We start from the raw sequence: 19,638 nt of genomic DNA on the forward strand, positions 1-19,638 counted from the left end.
ATGGTTGCGACAAAAGGAAGACGGCTTCCGGAAAGAATCGAAATTACGCTCGTTTCTGCCCGTGATATGAGCCAGATCCATTACCGGTACCATCAGGACTCGGAACCTACCGATGTTCTGACGTTTGACTACGGAGAAATTCTGGTGTGTCCAGCGGTGGCCAAGGAAGAGGCGCAAGCAAGAAACATTCCGTTGGCAGAGGAACTTTTGCGTTACTGCGTGCATGGGCTGCTTCATTTAGCCGGCTGGTCCGACAAGGGGGAGAAGGAACGGAGTGCCATGTGGTCTGAACAGGAACGGATCGTGCAGAGGCTTTTGCGTCCGAGCGATACCTCACCACGATAAAACAAAGCCTTGGGAAACGTGGAAACCGCAAGCGCGCAGGGTCTTCTGGTTCGCAGGTATTGCTATTCGGAAACGAGTCTCATTGTTCACTGGCTGACCGAGGAACTGGGCTGGATTCGAACGCTAGCCAAAGGTGCTCGGCGCCCGAAAAATCCTTTCTGCCTCTCGTGGGACCCTTACCTTTTATGTGAGCTTGAGCTTGTTGTTCCTTCTCGTAGTGATCTTTTTATCATTAAAGAAGTCCAGCTTCTCTATGCGTTTGACAATCTCCGGAGAAACTGGGAGGTCTGGGCAACTGCTGAGTATTTGGTGGAACTTGTACTCGCCGCCATAGAATCCCAGACTCAAGTAGCGGACCTTTATCGCCTGGTAAGCCTAGCGCTGGGATATCTCGAAAAGCACCCGCCCAGTTGGATGCTTGTGGAACGTTACGAATATCGGGTTGCCCAACTCAGCGGAACGGGAAAGGATTTGGAAAGTGCCTTGGGATCGTCCTATCCACGCATGCACCGGATGAGAGAACGCCTGCGGGAAATCCTTCCCCCGCCTTAGGAGCATCTTTCGGAACAAAGAACCTCGGGAAGACCGTTTTTCTCTTTCAGGGTAATCTTTTGTCTGTTCCTATTTTCTCCTTGCTTTGTGCCTTTTGAAAAAGCCTTTTTCTTCGGTCACGGAAAGCATTGTTTGTTAGAGTTCGTTTGGCTGCGGGCCCGTCCTCGCAAAGTCTTGTGACCGTGCCAACCGTTTTGTTCTCGTCCATGTCTAGTGTGCGCCATAAAGAGGGTGGATCGTCCAGTGAGGAGGAAGGGATCTTTACCTGGTAACGACTGGTCCAGTCGGAAACACCCGGAGCGGTTGCTGGTGGTCGAAGGCTTTTGACGAAAAGGCTCGGGGAAGCAGGCGAGTCGGCAAGCGGGGCCTAACGCAAGGAAACATTCTCTCTAAGCCCTGGAAACCGCCAATGCGAGCTTTTTCGCTAAAAAATCCGGCCGTTGTCACCCGGTCGATAAAGCACCAACGGAACGGCAGGCTCGCCGCATCGCTTTGGTTAGCCATGGGGTGTTTTCGGTAAGTCTCGGAGAGGGGTAGTGGTCCTTCGCCATCACCGGCCCCGGGGAGTGGCGGATGGAAGTAGGAAGTCAGGAGGTGGTAGTGGTCGTTGAGTGAATGCGGCGTGAATCGGTGGATGGGAACCTATTGGGACGACTTTACCTTCGGATGTAACCGTAGCAACCTATCCCAAGCGTGGGGAATGGTTTCGTTGCTCCTTTTTTGCCGGTTTAGCCTGCTTCTTCCTCTTTGGCTCTGCTCTTACGAGAAAGCTGGATCGCAAGCTTTTGACAAGCTTTCAGATCCGGTTTGCCCAGAGGTGTCCGAGGAATTTCCTCTACCTGATGCACTTCTTTCGGAAGCCATAGCAAAGGAAGCCCTAACTGTCTCCACCCGGTTCGGATGTCGGGAAGGGAAAACTGTTTGGTGGTCAATGCGATAAGTCTCTCGCCCCTGGTAAGATCAGGCACGCCGATAATCACAAGGTCGTTCTGCTCGTGGGAGTGGGACAAGAGCTTCTGCAAACCCTCTTCCACCGTTGCGTGCGGAACCATTTCTCCACCGATTTTCGAAAACCGGTTGGCCCGATCTTCAATAAAAAGAAATCCCTCGGGATCCAGTCTCCCGATGTCGCCGGTGCAGTACCAGCCTTCTTCAAATGCTTGTTGGGTTCTTTCAGGGTCTCCCAGGTATCCCGAAGTGAGATTGGGCCCTTTCAAATAGAGAAGACCCGGCCGGTCCAGTGGGAGTTCTTCCTTGGTTTCCGGATGACGAATCCGCAGGGAAAGCCCGGGTACCAGCCTTCCCACGCTTCCTTCCCTGTAGGTCCTTGTTTGACGAGTGCAATGCAACGGGTGGCGGAAATCCACGAAAGCCGCCGACACCACGGGCGAAGCCTCGGTCATCCCGTAGCCCTGGCAGACAGGTACATGGAACCGCTCCCAAAACTCCGTGGCCAGTTCGGAAGGAAGCCGTTCCGCTCCAGTGATAACGATTTGCAACGGGACGAGTTGCTGAGGTGGTACCCCGCGCAAAAACCCTCGCAAAAAGGTGGGGGTAGTAAAGAGAACGTCGATTTGGTGTTGGTGGATTAACTCGGCTATCCGGTTGGCTTCCCAAGGGCTGGGGTGGCTCACGGCACGAGGACCTCCTGCCAGGGGCCACCAGAGGGTCACGGTCGCTCCAAAACTATGGAAGACGGGAAGCGAGGCCATCATTTTTTTTAACCGAAGATCGCCTAGCAGTGCTTCAATTTGCGCTAGATTCGCCAAAAGGTTCCGGTGGGAAAGGATCACTCCCTTGGGATCTCCGCTGGTTCCCGTTGTGTAGAGGAGAAGCGCTTCCCGATTTCCTCCTTCCCTAGGAATCCCCAACACTTCGACAAGCGCGCGGAGAGGAAGACAACGGTGAGCTATCGCCCAGACTCCCATTCGAAACCAGTTTTGCCTTCGAAGCACGTCCTTAAGATCGAAGGTTCGCTCGGGCCATGGGAAGTCGGGGTAGCGCTTCCGGAGGGTTTCGGCCGTTACAACGACCTTTACCTGAGCTTGCTCCAAAGCGAAACGATTGAACCGGGGACCGGCCGTAAAATTGCAGTTGAGAGCCGATTTCCCGGCCAAAAGGCAAGCAAGGTTCGCAATGGCCGAACCGATCCCAGGCGGGAGAACGATCCCGACTCTCTCCTCGCGCACGACCGCCCGGAGCCAGCTTGCAAGGGAAAGGGCTACTATCCAAAGCTTTTTCCGACCAATGCCACGGAGAGCCACGCTGTCCCAAAACACTTCTTCGTTGGGGTTTCTCTTAGCTGCGGAGAGAACTGCCAAGACCACATTGCTTTCTAGTTCTGGCCGGCTCGAGAGAGCACGTTCGGATAGATCGTAGAGTTCCTTTCGGAGGGTATCCATTGTTTGTGCTGGAGATGGTTCCGGAAAGATAGGGCTACCGGCGTAGATCCGCACAGCTGAAGAAGAGCTAGGGAGAAGGCTAGAAGGAAGAAGTCTTTCCCAGATTTTCGCCCAGAACCAGTCCACCCATAAAGGCACAAGAGGAACCGGAACTTGCCCGAGAAGCTCTTCGATCCAAGGAGGAATCCCTCCTACGAGGCTTCCGGGAGTCCACGGGCTTTCCAAGACCACCAGGAGGGAACGCCCCATCCGCAGCCAAGACACAAGATCCGACGAGGGACTGCTCAATCTCGCCCGGGGGTCCGGTGTTACGATCCATCCATTAGCCAACTGCGAAACACTAGCCTGGTCGTCTTTCTTCTTTGGGAGGACACAGAGGGGAGAACCCACTTCGCGGTGGAGAAGCGTCAAAAGATCCTCAGGGAGATCATTGACCAACGCGATCCAGGCTCCGGGCGGGATCTTTTCTTTTCCCATCCACTCCAAGCTCTTCATGTCGTGATCGCCACTTTTTGCCAGCAGAATGTTGGTTGGTCAGGCGGAGCAAAACCTTGCCCGATGAGGGTTTTTGACAGCCCCGCCGAAAGCCTAGGGCTATAGGGAACTCTGCGAGTCCTAATAGCCCTCCACGGGAGAGGAAAACGTGTCCCCTCCAGATTCCTTTCCCTCTCCTCCTCTTTTTCGCACCTCCTCGCGTAGTTGGGCTATCTTATCATTGCAGCTGGCACAATCTTCGTGAGAAAAAGGGATGGGCTCGGGAAGGCGTGCTCGCAACCTTTCGATCCGTGCGGCTCGCTCTTCGAGCATCGCACTGGGAAGCTTCTCTAATGCGGCGGCAATCTTTTCGGCTGTGGTCAAAAAACTATGACACAAAAGCAAGAAATCTGCCCCTGCTTGGAGAGCCCGGCTTGCTGCTTCTTCCAGGGGAAAGTGCCGGGTAATGGCACCCATGTCTAGATCATCCGTTACCACACACCCTCCAAAACCCAGGCGCTTTCGAAGGCACTCCTCGATTACCCGGCTCGAAAGGGTTGCCGGAAGGCCTTCGGGATCCAGTTTGGGGTTGGCGATATGGGCGACCATCAGGGTAGGGAGCTCATGAATGAGGCTCGCAAAAGGCCTCCATTCCCAAGCTTCCAACTCCTCAATCGAACGGTCAACCTGGGGGAGCTCAAAATGAGGATCTAGCCGGGCCGGGGTATACCCAGGAAAATGCTTGCCGCACGAAAGAACGCTCCATCTTGCCTGGCCTTCCACGAAGGCACGAGCCAGCAAAGCAACCGCTTGAGGATCTTTCCCAAACGTCCGGCCTTGCAGGGAGTTGGGTTGCCCGTGGTCAGGAGTCAAGTCAAGTACGGGGGCGAGATTCCAGTTGAATCCAAAGTACCGCAACAGTTGCCCGGTTAACTCGCCGTGCTGCCGAACCAAACCAGGATCACGAGCGCGACCAAGTTCTTCCGCACTGGGGGGTTCCGTTCCAATGGTTTTTAATCGGGCAACCCTGCCCCCCTCCTGGTCCAGGCAAAAGAAAGGGGGGTAGGGAAGAAGAGCACGCAATTGGTCCGTTAAGGTTCGTAGTTGTCGGGCTCCCGTGATGTTTCGAGCAAAAAGGATAAATCCTGCGGGCTGAAGGGATAGGACCAGTTTTTCAAACTCCGGATCCAACGTGGGGCCGGGTACTCCAATGATGAGAAACTGTCCGCCGTGGAGAGATGACATGCGCCAATAGTCGAAAATTCGCTTTTTCGTTGTTGAGACAAGCACTTTTTTATCAAAGGCGAAAGGATACCTTTCCCTCTATGGACCTTCGGCGAATGACAGTCTTTTTTTCCGGCCGGGTTCAAGGTGTGGGGTTTCGGTACACGGCGGAAGCTTTGGCCGAGCGATTCCGAGTGACCGGTTTTGTTCGCAATTTGCCCGACGGTCGAGTCGAGCTGGTGGCGGAGGGCCCGGAACCGGAGCTCCTCTCCTTTCTTCGGGCCATTGAGTCAAGCCGGTTGGGACGTTATATCCAGGGAAAGGAGGTTATTTGGGGACCCTCGACCGGAGAGTTCTCCCACTTTACTATCCGGTACGATACAGGCTGAGGTTCATTGTTGGGTAAAGGGGGTGCCAGTAGTTGAAAAACATAGCGACACATAACGTTGTTCATGGTCGTATATCCGGATCAAGTTGAGTGCATGGGCCAAGCGGGAGGGTGTTTTGGCTACGAGGCGGGTTAGCGGATGGAGAAGGAGAGGCGTTTGTTTTTTGCTGCAGAAAAGGTGCGGACTAGAACGGTAATCGTGCGTCCGGAGGCGGCAGCGCCCGATGGGGTGGTCTTCTAGGGCGGGTGTGCAAGCGGGCGATCCGAGAGCGAATTGAGAGACCATGGGCTTGGGTTTTTTTCGAGTTTGCTCTCCGGCAAATCGTTGCGGATCGCTCCGGCCGTCAAGGAGGTCGGCTCCGAGATGAAGGGCCATCGGAGAGGGCTTGTTGGGCGGATCTCTCATCCGAAGGTGGGCGTTATCCTGGTCGAGTAGTGCCACCGGCGGATGCGCTTCGGGTTTGCGTACTGGGAAGCGGCGTTGGCCGCACGGAGTTAATCGATCCTGGTGGTGGATCTCAAGGAGATGGACTGACGTCCTCGTGCGTGGCCTGCATGAGCTCAGGGTTTGGCTTTTGTGCCAGGCGTTACGGGAAGAGGTCTCCTTGGAACCGTGCCAAGAGGGCACCCGAAGCGATCGGATGAGTAAGCTCCCTCTTTTCCCTTACCGGACGCGTTTCCGGGTGATGCCCCAGCAACGGGGCGTTGCTTACCAGCTCTGCGGCGCTCTACGGGCGGGTGGAGCGGAGCTTTTTCTGCTAGATGCGGGCTTGTGTTTTGCTCAACGAGGGTAATGGATCCTTCCTGCCGCAATTTGGCTTGGCCGCCCGAGAGTTCCATGCCCTCTGGGTGAGAGCTCGAAGGAAAGATGGCTGTAATCGGCGAAAAGCGGCCCAAGTTCATTGAGGAAGTTACGGAGCGGATCGAGAAGAGGGGAAAAGGTGGTCCGCAAGCTCGAAAAGAACGAGCCGGGATCGAACGTTTTGCCTAAGAAAAAGCGGCGGTTGGCCATCCTCCCTCCCAAGCTTGACGTGCTTCTGGCCGAAGGGGGGTCCCAAGCGCGGGCGTTTGTCGTTCGGTTTCCTCCGCCTCTTCTTGGAAAGAGTTTTCCTTGAAAGAAAACCGATACGCCAACTTTCTGCCAACTGGAAGAGGGATGGGGAGCTGCAGCGGAAAAGCCCCTTCTGTGTCCTCGGGTCGAAGGACAAAACCCCCGCGAACTCGTCCTGCCAAGCCACGGTATCTCCGAACGGGAGCCTATCGGCTTGCGGTTACCGGAGGGATGGGGGAGCCCCCGCCAACACCTGGTTCTTTCAAGGGCGTGCGTTTCGCCTACGGCCTGCAGGCGATCCTTCGAAGTCCGTTCCGGCAGCCGGAGGGTGATCGCACCAATCAAGGACGGGAAACTCGTCCGGAAGCGGGAGCGATCTACGGTAAGCTTCTGGTTCGTGCGCGATCGGAAGCGGTGGCGGGTGTTGGCGAGCGCCGAGGCGCGGACCGGTTTCCCTGGTCTGAGGGCGCCTTGCCGGAGCGGTTGGCATTGAGATGAACGAGGATCGTCTGGCCTTGGCCGAAACGGATCGCTTCGGCAATCGGGTGGATGTTCGTCGGATCCGATGGACTCTCTATGGCAGGAGAAAGGAAAAGGCCAAAGCCCCTTTTGCTCATGCGTGCAAAGGGATCGGCCGGGCCTTGCGCCGAATCGGGCAAGCTGCCTGTGATCCACCGGTTGGATTTTCGTAAGAGGGAGCTTGAGGGAGAGTCAGTGGATCCCCTTCGCGCTCGCTCTTTTCCTTCCTGTACGCTAAGGCGAGCGCGATCCTCAAGGCGGGTTCGTTTCGCGCCGGAGCCAAGCTGATCCTCGAAGTCGACCCGGCCTACACGTCTCTCATCGGGTGTGGTGACCCACGCGCGTTGTCATGGGATCAAGTTCTTACCAAGGCGCGGGCTGGTCCCCTCGCCCGCAGAGGATTGGGTCTCTCCGAACGCCCATCCGTGCCAGAGGCAGTCGCGCCTACTCGCAAGGGCGGGTCATCTCACCTTCGCTCTACCTGCAAGCAATCACACAAAGCATGTATGGTCGTTTCTATGGCGGAGGTTCGGAAGAGACTCTCAAACCGGCGCAAACAGCGGATACCCGGTCAAAAGCTAATCCCGCTGCCTCCCATGCCTCTGTCCCCGAAAACGCGCAACTGACCGGTAGCCGGGCGTTGCCAGTGAAACCTCGGAACGCGAATCGTCGATAGCACGGTTCACCTGACGTCCCGGGCGATCTTTCCTGGTAGGGGAATGGCGGCTGATCGTTGTAGAAAACCGCAGGTGATGAACATCGGAACCGGGCACCCGTTCGTTATCCGGCCCGCTCAAGATCTTTTTTTGCAAGGAGCGTTTCCCGAGCTTTGCGAGCCGCTTCCACCATGTTGCGAAGTGATGGGACGACTTCCTTGTAACTCCTAGTTTTTAACCCGCAATCCGGATTGACCCAAAGCCGATCGGGGGAAACGGCTCGGGCCATATGGAGCAGAGCTTGGTAGATTTCTTCCACGGTAGGGATCCGGGGCGAGTGAACATCCCACACCCCAGGTCCAATTTCATTGGGCAAGGGGAACCGGGTAAAAAGTTCTAGGAGGGAAAAGCCGGAACGGGCTGCTTCCAGGGAAATCACATCAGCGTCCAGATCCACAATCGCTTGCCAAATATCTCCAAAGTCGGAGTAACACATATGGGTATGAATTTGGGTCCGGTCTTCGACCCCGGACGTTGCTAGGCGAAACGCTCCCACTGCCCATTCGAGATAAGCGGGCCACTGGCTTTTCCTAAGGGGAAGCCCTTCCCGAAGGGCTGGCTCATCGACCTGAATAACGCGGATGCCGGCTGATTCCAGCTCGCAGACTTCGTCACGCAGGCATAGGGCGAGCTGGTAGGCAACTTCTTTTTCACCCAGATCATCCCGCACAAAACTCCACCGAAGGATCGTTATCGGACCGGTCAACATTCCTTTGAGGGGTTTTTGGGTTTGCGTTTGGGCATAGCGGATCCACCGGAGGGTCATCGACCGCGAACGGGATACATCCCCATAAAGAATCGGTGGTTTGACACAGCGCGACCCATAACTCTGGACCCATCCGTTTTCGGTAAGAACAAACCCCTCCAAAAGTTCTCCAAAGTATTCCACCATATCGGTCCGCTCGAATTCTCCGTGAACCAGGACATCAAGGCCAAGGGATTCTTGAAGCTCGATGACTTTCTTTATTTCGTTCTCAACGAATGTTTCATACTCCTTTTGGCTCCATTCTCCGCTTTTCCACTTCGCCCTGGCTTTCCGCACCTCGGGTGTTTGGGGAAACGACCCGATGGTCGTGGTGGGAAGAGGGGGTAGGTGCAACGAGCTACGCTGGGCGAGCCTGCGAATGGGGTAAGGGTTTTTCCGGCGGAAAAGCGAGGGGTTCAAGCTGGCAAGCCGGCTGCGTACCTCGGGGCGGGTCACTAGAGGGCTAGATTTTCGCTGGCGAAGAATCTCCTGGTTGGCAAGAAAGCGTGGATCTTGCTTCCAAGCTCGGGTCGCAAGATCGGCTAGTTCTGCCAGTTCACCAAGCTTTTCTCGGGCAAAAGCGAGCCAGGGGACGATTTGGCGGTCCAGTTTCGTCTCCTTTTCCAGTGAAAGCGGCACATGCAAAAGGGAAGAGCTTGGGCCAACCCATAGGTAATTTTCTCCCACCACCCCAAGGGCCTCTTCCAACAGGGCAAGAGAACGAGCATAGTCATTTTTCCAGACGTTGCGCCCATCGACCACTCCGAGGGAAAGGACTTTTCCCTTGGGGAAGGTCGCAAGAAGAGGGGGTAGCTCGTGGGCTGCCCGGACGCCGTCAACATGAATCCCTTCCCAGGGTAGATCGCGGACGACGGTCCAGTTGCCTGCAAGCTCGCCAAAATAGGTGGCCAAAAGGAGATTGGGTCGTGGCTCTGCCTCGGCCAAAAACGCATAGGCGGATCGATAAGCTTCGAGGAGGGAAGAGGGGAGCTCGGTGCAAAGAAAGGGTTCGTCAAGCTGGACCCAGCGGACCCCCTCCCGGGCAAGTTCCGCGAAAAGTTGTCGGTAAACCGTGCAGAGAGGAGGCAATAGTTCGGCAAGCCGTTCCTGAGGTTTTCCCAAAAGAAGAAGGGTCAAAGGTCCCAAAAAGACGGGCTTTGTTTCGATACCCAATTGTCGAGCTTCCCGCCACTCTTCCACAGGTTTATGCGAGCAGAGGCAAAAACGGGCGTCGTGCCACTCGGGAACGAGGTAGTGGTAGTTCGTGTCAAACCATTTGGTGAGTTCCAAGGGTGCTACACCCGGAGCGCCGCGGGCCATGCGGAAATAGACTTCCCAGTCGATCTTAGGCTCGCTGGCGAGCTGGCCGAACCGGGGTGGGATAGCTCCGACCAGCCACAAGGCATCGAGAACATGGTCGTACAAACTAAAATCGTTTGAGGCAGGAAGTGCGATGCCCTGCTGGGTTTGTTCTAGCCAAGCTTCTTTCCGGAGCTGTGATCCAATGGACAAAAGTTCTTGCTGGGAGAGTTTTCCTTCCCAGAAGCTTTCGAGAGCTTTTTTTAACTCACGTCGCGTTCCAATGCGTGGATAGCCTAGGGTATGGGTAAGTAGTGCCATAGTCCTTTTCCCTAGCGGGCGGCGAGGAGGAGGGCAAGTGGAAAAATCATTCACATATCGCAATATTTTGATTAATTGGCCCCTAGCGCGCGGGGCCCGACTTCGGAGCCAGCGGTGACCCTTTCAGATATTCGTTACTGGCTTACCCGCTACGGGATTTTTCCCAAAAAAAGCCTTGGCCAGCATTTTCTTTCTGACGCGAATCTGGCTCGCGCCCTCGTTCGGCTTGCGCTCGAGGGGTGGGACAAGCTTGAGGGAGTGGTAGAAATCGGGCCGGGGCTTGGCGCGCTGACGGAAGTTTTACTGGCAAAAGGACTTTCCGTGGTCGCCCTCGAGATCGATCCCAAGCTATGCCGCGTTCTCCGGGAGCGATTTGGCACCCAACCATCGTTCCGACTCGTTGAGGGAGATGCTCGGAAGGTCGAGCTTGCCCCTACGGACCGGTTTCCGCTGGTCCTGGGAAACCTTCCCTACAACGTGGGTACGCGACTGGTTCTCGATTGGATCTATTACCGGTATTGTCCCAAAAGATTCCTGGTCACCCTCCAGCGGGAAGTAGCCGAGCGGTTTGTCGCCCGGCCCTCAAGCCATGCTTATAGTGCTCTTTCCGTCCTTATCCAAGTCGAGTACCGGGCTCGGATCGTAAAACGTATCGGCCCGGAGGTCTTTTACCCACGCCCGGAGGTGGAATCCAGCGCGGTGGTTCTGGATTGGCAACCGAAACGCCAGTGGACTCGGGAGGAGCGAATGTCGTTTTACCAGCTTGTTCGAAGGGCTTTTACCCACCGACGGAAAATGCTTTCAGCTGCCCTGGGAAGACCTGATAGTCGCAGGCCCGAGGAATTATCGGCTGAAGACTGGCTGGCGCTTTGGGAAAAGTTGTACGTAGAGGGCCAACTCCTCGCCAGAAACAAAGAGGCAGGGCCAACCCCTTCCTCGCTTGGATAGAGCTTGTTTGATCAAGGAAACTGGCTCATTGGGGGGGTTGCCGCGCATGAACGCTCCCGGTTTGACGGCGCGCGGAACGGTCTCTCTGGAGAGCAAACGCGCCGGGATTTTGCATGGGGGCTTTGACCCAGGGATCTTCGCTTTTCCCTTAAAAAACGGGGTTTTTAAAGGCAAGGGTCTAACTTGCGAAAAAGCTCCGTACTATCATAAAAGCCACCGAGCTTTTCGCTCCCTGGTCCCCGGGCCGCAAGCCAGCCTGGGTTGGCGGTGGGGAGGGCTTCAAAAGCAAACGAGCAGGCCGGGTGGGGGTAAAACCAGTCGGTCGAGCTTTCCGAAAAAATTCCTTTTTCTTTTTGTTCCTTGAGCCAGCGAGCTTGGGAAAGTTCCTTGGGAATTCCCCCCGGACCGCTGAACCATTCCCCTGCTTCCGCGCGCGGAGCAGGGACATTCGGCGGCGGGGTGTCCACAAATCCAAAGCCGCGCACCCCCACGAGTACCAAAAGGCAACGTGTTCCTGCGTACCGGCTGGCTATTTCGACCGCGGCATCGAGTTCTTCCACCTGCCGCAAGGCCAGCTCCGTCCAGTTCTTCCGGCAAGCTTGTGCAAGAAGATCTTCTTCCACGATGAGAAGATAGCCCCGAAGGTTGTACTGGAGCATCTCAATGGCCCTCCGTGTCATCATGGCCAGGCTCGGGATGTGCGGGACTTCCTCTCGGCAAGCCACAAAGTAGAGAGGACCCGGGGCAAAAAGTCCTAACACCCATCGGGATCTCCAAGCAGCCAGTTCTTCAAGTTCGGAAGAACGGTGGACGACCTGATATCCCCATGCGCGGGCTTCTTCCAAAAGGTTTCTTCCGTCCCTCCGCCCGTACTCGTTGCGAAGAGTGGCCGGAGAAAAATGCTGGCCTCCGCCTCCTAGCGCAAGATTCGGTCGCGCGGAATCCAAAAGCTCGGCTGCCGTTTGTCCCAGGGGATCTGGGCCCGTCCAGCTTTGACTGTAAAAGGCTGCAAGCCAGGGATTGGTCAGGTCGCCGTCGGTGACAAAACCGGTAGCCCTCCCTTTCCTCTGGGCGCTATAGAACAGGGAATCCAGGCGCTGGCCGTTGGGTCCTAGGGCGATTTTTCCTGGGGAAACGCGCTGGCCACAAGCAAGCGAGCTGGCTACTACTCCCTCTTCGAGGCAAGTGTTGTGAGGGGCTACAAGAGAGAGGGAGGCCAGAACCCGAAAGTCCCGGCAAATCCAAAGATCACGGCCCCGCAACTGTGCTACGCGCCGGGCTCGCTCCAGAAGTGACATTTCCAGGCCCGGAACAAGGAACAGGATGACTCCGTGAGGGCGTTGTGCCACGTAATGCTCGAAATAGAGCTTGCCTAAAAAGCTAAAAAGGGCAGCCAGGCCTGCACAAAGAGCCAAAATCCACGGTTTAATCTTATGCATCCGTTGGCACGATCGGGGCTGAGGGAGTTCGAACGCCCGGGTTTGCCAAAAGCGAAAGATCCATAGCATGGTGCCGGGGTTTTGCCAAGAGGGGCCCGGGGCGTGGCAATGGCAGGAAATCTTTACCCCGGGGTAAGAAAAGTTCTCTTTTCAAAAAAGTCTTCCTTTGTTCCGCGCCTGGCGGAAGAAAAGATGAAACCAAGGAAGAGTCTCTCATTGGAAAGAAAGGCATTTTCTTTGGGTTGCGCTAGGCATTCGACATGGGGATGGTTTGTTTTCTACCCAGACGGCAAAGGAGCGTGTGGCCAGGGCTCCCAAGCTTCCGCTCGCATACAACCAAAAAGAAAAAAGAACGGGGCTTATTTTGGGTCTCCCGGCATTTTTTTTGGGGCTTAGGCTAGTTAGCCGCGGGTGGCTGCCGCTCAGCCGAACTGGGCCCAAGGGCTCAGCTCTTCCGACCTCTTTCTCCTCTGTGCCGGAGCGAGACAAGTAGGAGTCGCACGGTACGCTTCATTGTTGACGGAAACCTCGGCCAGTTGAGAAAAGGATCTTTCCAAGGAAGATCGAATGAGGCGGCGCTTTTTCCGGTGACCCTTTGGGTCACTTTGGAAAGCAAAACATTCGCGTTTCGGGGTTTACAAAAGGGCTGTTCCCAACGAGAAAAGAATCGCGGCGGGAAGGCAGGGAAGAATCTCACCCGTGCCGCGTTTCAAGGCCTGTAGGAAAAAGAGGGTGGTATTGGCTGGCCCGAAACGGTCTTTTTTCGGGGAAAGACAGTTGCGCCCAGGATCCGAGACGTCATGGTAGGGAAAAGCGATGAGACATACCATTTCTGTTCTAGTCGCAAACCGGTTTGGTGTTTTGACTCGAGTGGCTGGTTTATTTAGTGGCCGCGGGTACAATATTGATACCCTCAACGTGGGTCCCACCCATGATGAGAGCGTATCTCGCATGACCATTGTGGTCAAAGGGGATGACCGGGTGCTGGACCAGGTGATCAAGCAACTCAATAAACTTGTGGACGTTCTTGCGGTTCAGGACTTCCGGGAGGGCGAATACATTGATCGGGAACTGGTCCTTCTTAAGGTAAAGGCAGATGAAAAAACCCGGGCCGAAATTCTTCAAATGTGTGATATTTTCCGTGCCAAAATTGTGGACGTTCAGCCGAAGTCCCTCACGATTGAAGTGACGGGGGACGAAGGTAAAATCGCTAAGTTTATCTTTCTTATGGAAAATTTTGGGATTCTCGATCTTTCCCGAACCGGAAAGATCGCTTTGCCGCGGGAAAGCTAGGGTGCGGGTTGGGAAAAGAGAAAACGTCGATAGGAGGATGTGATGAGCTTACAAGTGTACCGGGAGGAGGATGCTGATTTGGGGGTGTTGAAGGGACTTACCTTTGCGGTCGTCGGATTTGGTTCACAAGGACATGCTCACGCGCTGAATCTTCGGGACAGCGGGGTGCGGGTGGTCGTTGGGCTTCGACCTCGGAGTCGCTCGACGGCTCTTGCCCGGGAGTTTGGGCTTGAGGTCACCTCGGTTTCGGAGGCGGCTCGCTTAGGGGACGTCATTTTCCTAGCCGTGCCCGACATGGCTATGCCGGAGGTGTTCCGGGAAGAAATTCTTCCCCAGCTTGTTTCTGGCAAAACCCTAGGCTTTGCCCACGGATTTTGCATTCATTATGGGACAATCCATCCTCCGGCCAACGTCGATGTGATCTTGGTTGCGCCCAAGGGGCCTGGCCATCTGGTCCGCCGTCAATTTCTCCAAGGGCAAGGGGTTCCGGCTCTTTTTGCCGTTCACCAGGATGCCACGGGAAAGGCCAAAGCAACGGCGCTGGCTTGGGCAAAAGGGATCGGTGCGACGCGGGCAGGGGTTCTTGAAACCACGTTTAAGGATGAAACCGAGACGGACCTTTTTGGAGAGCAGGCTGTGCTGTGCGGGGGAACCAGCGCACTCATTTTGGCGGGTTTTGAGACTCTGGTAGAGGCAGGCTACCCTCCGGAGCTTGCCTATTTTGAGTGTGTTCATGAGCTAAAACTCATCGTGGATCTCATCAATGAAAGTGGTCTTTCGGGGATGCGATTTTCCATATCGGAAACGGCCAAATGGGGGGATCTTACTGTTGGACCCAAGATTATCGATGGGCATGTGCGGGAGCAAATGAAGGAGGTGCTGAAGCAGATTCAAAACGGGAGTTTTGCGAAGGAATGGATTGCGGAAGCCCAGGCGGGTAAGCCCAGATATGAAAAGCTTCTCAAAGAGGCTCGTCACCACCCTTTGGAAAAGGTGGGGGCCCGGCTTCGCAAGCTCATGCCTTGGATGGCCGAACGCAAGACCACTGGAGCCCAAGCGGAGTATTAGGACCTATCGGAAAGGAGAACCCATGAATACGGGCGAGCGGGCAAGTGCCAGAAAGGATCCCAAGCGGGTGATTCTTTTTGACACGACGCTGCGGGATGGTGAGCAGTGTCCTGGTGCCAGTATGACCGTGCGGCAAAAACTCGAGATTGCGCGGCAACTGGCCCGGCTGGGTGTGGATGTCATTGAGGCGGGTTTTCCTGCAGCCAGCCCGGGAGATCGAGAAGCCGTCTGGCAGATTGCCAGCGAGGTTCAAGGCCCCCGGATCGCCGCACTGGCGAGGTGTGTGGAGGAGGACATTGAGATCGCCGCGAAAGCTCTGCAACCGGCCGGAAAACGCGCCCGGATTCATGTGTTCCTCGCTACCTCTCCCGTGCACCGGCAATATAAACTTGCCAAAGCCGAGGATGAGATTGTGGAGCTAGCTGTTGCGCACATTCGCTTGGCCAAGCAGTGGGTAGAGGATGTAGAATTTTCCCCCGAGGATGGTTCCCGAACGGAACGAGACTTTTTGGTCCGGGTCGTCGAGGCTGCCATTGAAGCAGGTGCCACGACGATCAATATTCCCGATACGGTCGGGTGCGCCCTGCCCCAGGAGTTTGCCGAGCTGGTTTCGTATCTTTTGACGCGGGTTCCTAACATCGATCAAGCGGTTTTGAGCGTCCACTGCCATGATGATCTCGGGCTTGCGGTGGCCAACTCCCTGGCGGCGCTCAAGTCGGGTGCACGGCAGGTAGAGGGTACGATTAATGGAATCGGGGAACGGGCTGGGAACGCCGCTTTAGAAGAGATCATCATGGCGCTCAAAACCCGTTCCGACGCTTTTGGCGGTCTTTACACTGGGGTTTGTCTCAAAGAACTCGTTAAAACCTCCCGCTTGGTCTCCCGGTTGTCCGGGTTACCGGTTCAGCGCAATAAGGCCATCGTAGGCGAAAACGCCTTTGCTCACGGTGCCGGCATTCACCAAGATGGTATTCTCAAACGGAGGGAGACCTATGAGATCATGGACCCCGAAGAGATTGGATGGGGTCGGACGGAACTGCCCCTGACCAAGCATAGCGGGCGTGCGGCTTTGGAGGAGAGAATGAAACAGCTGGGTTTTCAGCTCACTCCGGAGGAGCTTGCAGCTCTCTTCCAGCGATTTAAGGAGTTGGGCGACAAGAAAAAATTTGTGTACGACGATGATCTCGTAGCTCTGATGGTCGAAAACGAACTTTCCCAGCTCCCTGAGACGTACCGATTGGAACACTTAAGTGTCGTCTCTTCAACGGGGGCCCTTCCGACGGCTGCGGTACGCTTGCGAAAAGGCGAAGAAGTTTGGACGGAAGCCTGCGTGGGAGATGGCGCGGTGGACGCCGCAATGAAGGCGATCGATCGAATTACGGGTAAGCGTGGGGATCTTTTGGACTATCAAGTCCGAGCGGTGAGCCAGGGTAAGGATGCTCTGGGAGAGGTCATGATCAAAGTAGATTTTGGGGAAGGGTGTGTCATCACCGCCCGCGCAGCTTCCACCGATGTGCTGGAAGCCAGCGCGCGTGCTTATCTCAATGCTGTGAACCGTGCCCTCTTCTGGCAAAGCTCTTGTACTGGGACATCCGCCGTCACAGCTCCCTAGCTCGAAAGAAGCAGAGCTTTCCTTTCAGGGGATCCAGGTCGCTGGACGCCAGGAGAGGCGGTTACCTTGAGTTTACAAGGACTGTAAAAATTGCGACCACGGGCGCGCAGGAAGCGTTTCGGTTTGGGCACGCCCGTAGCCTCGGATAATCAACGCAGCCCGTTCAACCTGGACGGGGTCATCCGATTCGACGATATCGACAATGTCGTAACGCCCCAGCGTCACGTAACTTTCCTTCCAGGTCACACCCGGGCATTCCTGGCGAATTTTTTCTGTTACCTTTTGGGCGACCTCTTTGAATTGTTTAGGATCCTCAAACGCTTGAGGAGAGAGCGTACTAAGGATGATATAGGTTGCCATGGGAACAAACCTCCTTTCGTTGTCCTACCCACGGGTCAGTTCCCCCGATCGCTTTTCCGGATACGCTCGGCGACTGTATTCCCATTTTTTGCCGTCTAGGCAACCGTACCAGAACAAACGCGCGTTCCCAAACCTTTTTTGGTGAGGTCCCTCGGCGTGAAGGCCACCGGGCTAAAAAACCTCCTAGTCCTCCCAATGTTCGAGAATCATATCGCGTACGGTTCCTCCGGCAGGAATCATCGGGAGGACATGTTCCGTATAGGGAACGATCACGTCCAGCACATAGGGTTCGTCGCACTCGAGGAGCCGCTCCAGGGCTGGGATAAGTTCCTCGGGCCGAGAAACCCGCTCTGCTTTGACTCCAAATCCTCGAGCGATCGTAACGTAATCAGGATACGGTTCCTTGGGATTCCTTGGATTTCCAAGGAATGTATGGGCCCGGTTCCCTTCAAAGAACCGATCTTCCCACTGGACCACCATCCCGAGGTGGCCGTTATTGAGAATCACTGCCTTCGCCGGGATGCCCTCCGTGACGGCGGTCGCCAGCTCCTGAATATTCATAAGAAAACTCCCATCTCCATCCACGTCGATCACCTGACGATCCGGACAGGCGATTTTGGCACCCAAGGCGGCAGGAAATCCAAAACCCATCGCACCGAGACCTGAGGAGCTGAGGAAGGTTCTCGGCCTGCGAAAGGTATAGTATTGAGCCGCCCACATTTGATGTTGTCCCACACCGGTGGTGAGAATTGCTTCTCCCTGGGTAAGCCGACACAGCTCCTGGATGACCCGCTGGGGCATGATTTGGCCTTTGGGCTCGCGATACTGCAGGGGATAGGTTTTTTTCCATTGCGCAATCCGATCCATCCATTCGGGATAGCCCTTGCACGGTCTTCGTTCTTCTTCCAGGAGCTGGTTCCAGCGTTCCAACGCGTACCGGACGTCGCTTAGGATGGGCACATGGGCAGGCTTGTTTTTATTGAGCTCCGACGGATCCACATCGACGTGAACGATGATCGCTCGTTTCGCAAATTCTTCGACTTTGCCCGTGACCCGGTCGTCGAACCGCACACCCAGCGCCAGAAGCAAATCACACTGGTCGGCAGCGAAATTGGCGTAGACCGTTCCATGCATACCGAGCCATTTGAGGGAGAGTTCGTGGGTTTCTGGAAATGCTCCAATACCCATAAGAGTCGTACAGACCGGGATGCGTGTCCGTTCGGCAAACCTTTGAAGAGCCTCTGCTGCGTTGCTTGTGATAATTCCTCCCCCAACATACAAAAGAGGGCGTTCCGATTTTCCAATAAGATCGAGCACATGCCGGAGGAGCTCATCGCTGGCTCTGGGTAGTTGAAGTGTCCGGGCAAATCTCGGCTGTTCCGGCCATTGGGGTCGAACGACGGATTGTTGCACGTCTTTTGGGATGTCAATCACTACCGGTCCGGGTCTTCCGGTTTGAGCAATGGCAAAGGCATCCCGAAACACAAAGGGCAAATCTTGCGCGTCTAGGACAAGGTAACTATGCTTGACGATCGGAAGGGTGATCCCAAAAACGTCGGTCTCCTGAAAAGCCCCTTTTCCGATCATATCTCGTTTCACTTGGCCGGTGATCGCAACGATGGGAACCGAGTCCATGTAGGCGTCGGCAATGCCGGTGACAAGATTGGTCGCTCCGGGGCCCGAAGTCGCCATGCAAACGCCCACGCGCCCGCTGGCGCGGGCGTATCCTTCCGCCATGAAAATGCCTCCCTGTTCGTGTCGAGGGAGAACGGTGCGGATCCGTCGGGAACGGGTTAAGGCCTGGTGCATGGCCATGCTCGCCCCACCTGGGTAGGCAAAAAGGACCTCAACCCCTTCGCGTTCCAATGCCTGGACAACGATTTGGGCTCCTGACATCTCCTGGGAGTCTGTCTTCGTCCAACGCTGGGGGCTCTCCTCGGCAGATGGATGTGATGAACAAAGTGGATCCATATGGCTGGTCACCGCCCCTCGGCAGGGGGCGGCTAACCCTCACGGAAGTTACAATAATATCCTTGAGCTAGCGAACATGCAATCGAGTTTGGTAAGAGGGTGGGCCGGAAAAACCATGGGCCGAAAAAAGGGCTCGCGAAAGCGAGGCGCCAGATAGCCTCCGCAATTTCGCCCATCTCAAGGCCCTTCTGGGGGTTTTGGGCTCTCCAAGGGTTGTCAAGAGCGAAACAAAGTAGGGACAGGTAAGGTTTGTCATGGCAGCATATCCAGTGAAGATACCTGTATGTGGGCCCAGAGCGGCAGGTGTTGGCTAGAAGAGGGGTTAGCGGATGTGGAGGGAGGGGCGTTTGGGTGTTGCGGCAGAGGAGTTGTCGGCCGGGAAGGGAATCGTGCATGGGGAGGGCGGCAAAACCCGATGGGGTGGTCCTCTAGGGGTGGGTGTGCAGGTGCTGATGAGCCAGTGGATTGAGACGGGCGATGGGCTTGGGTTCTCCGAGTTGGTTTGTAAGCACACCGTTACGGATCGTTTAGGCAGTCAAGGAGGTCGGCTCAGGGATGTCCGGCCATTGCAGGGGGCTTGTTTGGGCAGCTGCGTGATCCCAAGGTGGGCGTCATCTTGGTCGAGCAGCGCGGTCGGGTGATGCGCTTGGGTTTCTCGAGGATCGGGGAGGGGCATTGGCCATGTAGGGTCTATGATTGATCCTGGTGGTGGATCCCCATGAGATGATCGACGAGATGGTGGGGGATCTGCAGGAAAAGATCGTTTCATTGTGGGGGGGCAGGCTCGAGAAAAAAATCCGTGCCCAACCGTGCCAAGAAGGCGCTGGTAGCCATTGATGGCGTAAGCTCCCAATTTTCACATATGAGACATCTTTAAGGCTGAAGCCGGAAGAGGTTTCGCCATTTGGTGC

Annotated in this window: 18 protein-coding genes; 12 read left to right on the top strand and 6 right to left on the bottom strand. The window is 55.7% G+C overall.

The window, feature by feature from the left end:
• Nucleotides 1-345 (top strand): rRNA maturation RNase YbeY, encoded by a 345-nt coding sequence (gene ybeY, locus KK925_RS06500; RefSeq protein ID WP_174582091.1) that lies wholly within the window; start codon nt 1-3, stop codon nt 343-345.
• A gap of 18 nt (nt 346-363) precedes the next feature.
• Nucleotides 364-897 carry a DNA repair protein RecO gene (recO, locus tag KK925_RS06505; protein ID WP_174582092.1) on the top strand — a complete coding sequence of 178 codons (534 nt, stop codon included), beginning with the start codon at nt 364-366 and terminating at the stop codon, nt 895-897.
• A 728-nt stretch (nt 898-1,625) separates the two neighbouring features.
• Here recO and KK925_RS06510 read toward each other — a convergent pair.
• Both KK925_RS06510 and KK925_RS06515 read right to left on the bottom strand, forming a co-directional pair.
• Nucleotides 1,626-3,794, bottom strand: a complete 2,169-nt coding sequence (locus KK925_RS06510) for an AMP-binding protein (RefSeq protein WP_174582093.1) — start codon at nt 3,792-3,794, stop codon at nt 1,626-1,628.
• A 120-nt stretch (nt 3,795-3,914) separates the two neighbouring features.
• Nucleotides 3,915-5,063: a glycoside hydrolase family 3 N-terminal domain-containing protein gene (locus tag KK925_RS06515; RefSeq protein ID WP_214096361.1), complete on the bottom strand. Its 1,149-nt coding sequence runs from the start codon at nt 5,061-5,063 to the stop codon at nt 3,915-3,917.
• Nucleotides 5,064-5,098: 35 nt separating this feature from the next.
• Between KK925_RS06515 and KK925_RS06520 the strand changes: the two genes are divergently transcribed.
• From KK925_RS06520 to KK925_RS06540, 6 genes are all read left to right on the top strand, one after another.
• On the top strand, nt 5,099-5,386 hold the full coding sequence (locus KK925_RS06520) for an acylphosphatase (RefSeq protein WP_174582095.1): 288 nt from the start codon (nt 5,099-5,101) through the stop codon (nt 5,384-5,386).
• A gap of 541 nt (nt 5,387-5,927) precedes the next feature.
• The gene (locus tag KK925_RS06525) at nt 5,928-6,179 is read left to right on the top strand and encodes a hypothetical protein (RefSeq protein ID WP_214096362.1); all 252 of its coding nucleotides are present in this window, start codon (nt 5,928-5,930) and stop codon (nt 6,177-6,179) included.
• Between the two features lie 74 nt (nt 6,180-6,253).
• Entirely contained in the window at nt 6,254-6,376 is a 123-nt protein-coding gene (locus KK925_RS11270; RefSeq protein WP_268905634.1) for a hypothetical protein, read from the top strand.
• Nucleotides 6,377-6,571: 195 nt separating this feature from the next.
• Nucleotides 6,572-6,934 (top strand): hypothetical protein, encoded by a 363-nt coding sequence (locus KK925_RS06530; RefSeq protein ID WP_174582097.1) that lies wholly within the window; start codon nt 6,572-6,574, stop codon nt 6,932-6,934.
• Nucleotides 6,931-7,128, top strand: a complete 198-nt coding sequence (locus KK925_RS06535) for a hypothetical protein (protein WP_174582098.1) — start codon at nt 6,931-6,933, stop codon at nt 7,126-7,128. The genes KK925_RS06530 and KK925_RS06535 overlap by 4 nt, the downstream gene beginning before the upstream one ends.
• Before the next feature lie 176 nt (nt 7,129-7,304).
• On the top strand, nt 7,305-7,631 hold the full coding sequence (locus KK925_RS06540; RefSeq protein WP_174582099.1) for a hypothetical protein: 327 nt from the start codon (nt 7,305-7,307) through the stop codon (nt 7,629-7,631).
• Nucleotides 7,632-7,735: 104 nt separating this feature from the next.
• Here the strand turns inward: KK925_RS06540 and metE are convergent, their stop codons facing one another.
• The gene (metE, locus tag KK925_RS06545; RefSeq protein WP_174582100.1) at nt 7,736-10,036 is read right to left on the bottom strand and encodes a 5-methyltetrahydropteroyltriglutamate--homocysteine S-methyltransferase; all 2,301 of its coding nucleotides are present in this window, start codon (nt 10,034-10,036) and stop codon (nt 7,736-7,738) included.
• Nucleotides 10,037-10,150: 114 nt separating this feature from the next.
• Here metE and rsmA point away from each other — a divergent pair, with 114 nt between their 5' ends.
• Nucleotides 10,151-10,984 (top strand): 16S rRNA (adenine(1518)-N(6)/adenine(1519)-N(6))-dimethyltransferase RsmA, encoded by an 834-nt coding sequence (gene rsmA / locus KK925_RS06550; RefSeq protein WP_174582101.1) that lies wholly within the window; start codon nt 10,151-10,153, stop codon nt 10,982-10,984.
• 164 nt (nt 10,985-11,148) lie between these two features.
• On the opposite strand, the gene KK925_RS06555 is transcribed toward rsmA, so the two are convergent.
• Nucleotides 11,149-12,423 (bottom strand): alkaline phosphatase, encoded by a 1,275-nt coding sequence (locus tag KK925_RS06555; protein ID WP_174582102.1) that lies wholly within the window; start codon nt 12,421-12,423, stop codon nt 11,149-11,151.
• Between the two features lie 816 nt (nt 12,424-13,239).
• On the opposite strand from KK925_RS06555, the gene ilvN reads away from it, so the two are divergent.
• The 3 genes from ilvN to KK925_RS06570 are packed head-to-tail and all read left to right on the top strand — an operon-like array spanning nt 13,240 to nt 16,396.
• Nucleotides 13,240-13,716: an acetolactate synthase small subunit gene (gene ilvN / locus KK925_RS06560; protein WP_174582103.1), complete on the top strand. Its 477-nt coding sequence runs from the start codon at nt 13,240-13,242 to the stop codon at nt 13,714-13,716.
• 42 nt (nt 13,717-13,758) lie between these two features.
• Nucleotides 13,759-14,784: a ketol-acid reductoisomerase gene (gene ilvC, locus KK925_RS06565; protein WP_174582153.1), complete on the top strand. Its 1,026-nt coding sequence runs from the start codon at nt 13,759-13,761 to the stop codon at nt 14,782-14,784.
• Between the two features lie 22 nt (nt 14,785-14,806).
• Nucleotides 14,807-16,396, top strand: a complete 1,590-nt coding sequence (locus KK925_RS06570) for a 2-isopropylmalate synthase (RefSeq protein WP_174582104.1) — start codon at nt 14,807-14,809, stop codon at nt 16,394-16,396.
• Nucleotides 16,397-16,468: 72 nt separating this feature from the next.
• Here KK925_RS06570 and KK925_RS06575 read toward each other — a convergent pair whose 3' ends face one another.
• Together KK925_RS06575 and ilvB are read right to left on the bottom strand one after the other, a co-directional pair.
• Nucleotides 16,469-16,756 carry a GYD domain-containing protein gene (locus tag KK925_RS06575; protein ID WP_174582105.1) on the bottom strand — a complete coding sequence of 96 codons (288 nt, stop codon included), beginning with the start codon at nt 16,754-16,756 and terminating at the stop codon, nt 16,469-16,471.
• A gap of 183 nt (nt 16,757-16,939) precedes the next feature.
• Complete coding sequence (gene ilvB / locus KK925_RS06580) at nt 16,940-18,652, bottom strand: biosynthetic-type acetolactate synthase large subunit (RefSeq protein WP_174582106.1); 1,713 nt, start codon at nt 18,650-18,652, stop codon at nt 16,940-16,942.
• Between the last annotated feature and the right edge of the window lie 986 nt (nt 18,653-19,638).

Source organism: Candidatus Methylacidithermus pantelleriae (assembly GCF_905250085.1).
Lineage (GTDB): Bacteria > Verrucomicrobiota > Verrucomicrobiia > Methylacidiphilales > Methylacidiphilaceae > Methylacidithermus > Methylacidithermus pantelleriae.

Bases quoted from the DNA above. Each gene is read 5' to 3' on its own strand.
- KK925_RS06575 (WP_174582105.1), bottom strand. From the start codon at position 16,756: ATGGCAACCTATATCATCCTTAGTACGCTCTCTCCTCAAGCGTTTGAG.
- KK925_RS06520 (WP_174582095.1), top strand. From the start codon at position 5,099: ATGGACCTTCGGCGAATGACAGTCTTTTTTTCCGGCCGGGTTCAAGGT.
- KK925_RS06535 (WP_174582098.1), top strand. From the start codon at position 6,931: ATGAACGAGGATCGTCTGGCCTTGGCCGAAACGGATCGCTTCGGCAAT.
- KK925_RS06510 (WP_174582093.1), bottom strand. From the start codon at position 3,794: ATGAAGAGCTTGGAGTGGATGGGAAAAGAAAAGATCCCGCCCGGAGCC.
- KK925_RS11270 (WP_268905634.1), top strand. From the start codon at position 6,254: ATGGCTGTAATCGGCGAAAAGCGGCCCAAGTTCATTGAGGAAGTTACG.
- KK925_RS06570 (WP_174582104.1), top strand. From the start codon at position 14,807: ATGAATACGGGCGAGCGGGCAAGTGCCAGAAAGGATCCCAAGCGGGTG.
- KK925_RS06540 (WP_174582099.1), top strand. From the start codon at position 7,305: ATGGGATCAAGTTCTTACCAAGGCGCGGGCTGGTCCCCTCGCCCGCAG.
- ilvN (WP_174582103.1), top strand. From the start codon at position 13,240: ATGAGACATACCATTTCTGTTCTAGTCGCAAACCGGTTTGGTGTTTTG.
- KK925_RS06555 (WP_174582102.1), bottom strand. From the start codon at position 12,423: ATGCATAAGATTAAACCGTGGATTTTGGCTCTTTGTGCAGGCCTGGCT.
- ilvB (WP_174582106.1), bottom strand. From the start codon at position 18,652: ATGTCAGGAGCCCAAATCGTTGTCCAGGCATTGGAACGCGAAGGGGTT.
- ybeY (WP_174582091.1), top strand. From the start codon at position 1: ATGGTTGCGACAAAAGGAAGACGGCTTCCGGAAAGAATCGAAATTACG.
- ilvC (WP_174582153.1), top strand. From the start codon at position 13,759: ATGAGCTTACAAGTGTACCGGGAGGAGGATGCTGATTTGGGGGTGTTG.
- metE (WP_174582100.1), bottom strand. From the start codon at position 10,036: ATGGCACTACTTACCCATACCCTAGGCTATCCACGCATTGGAACGCGA.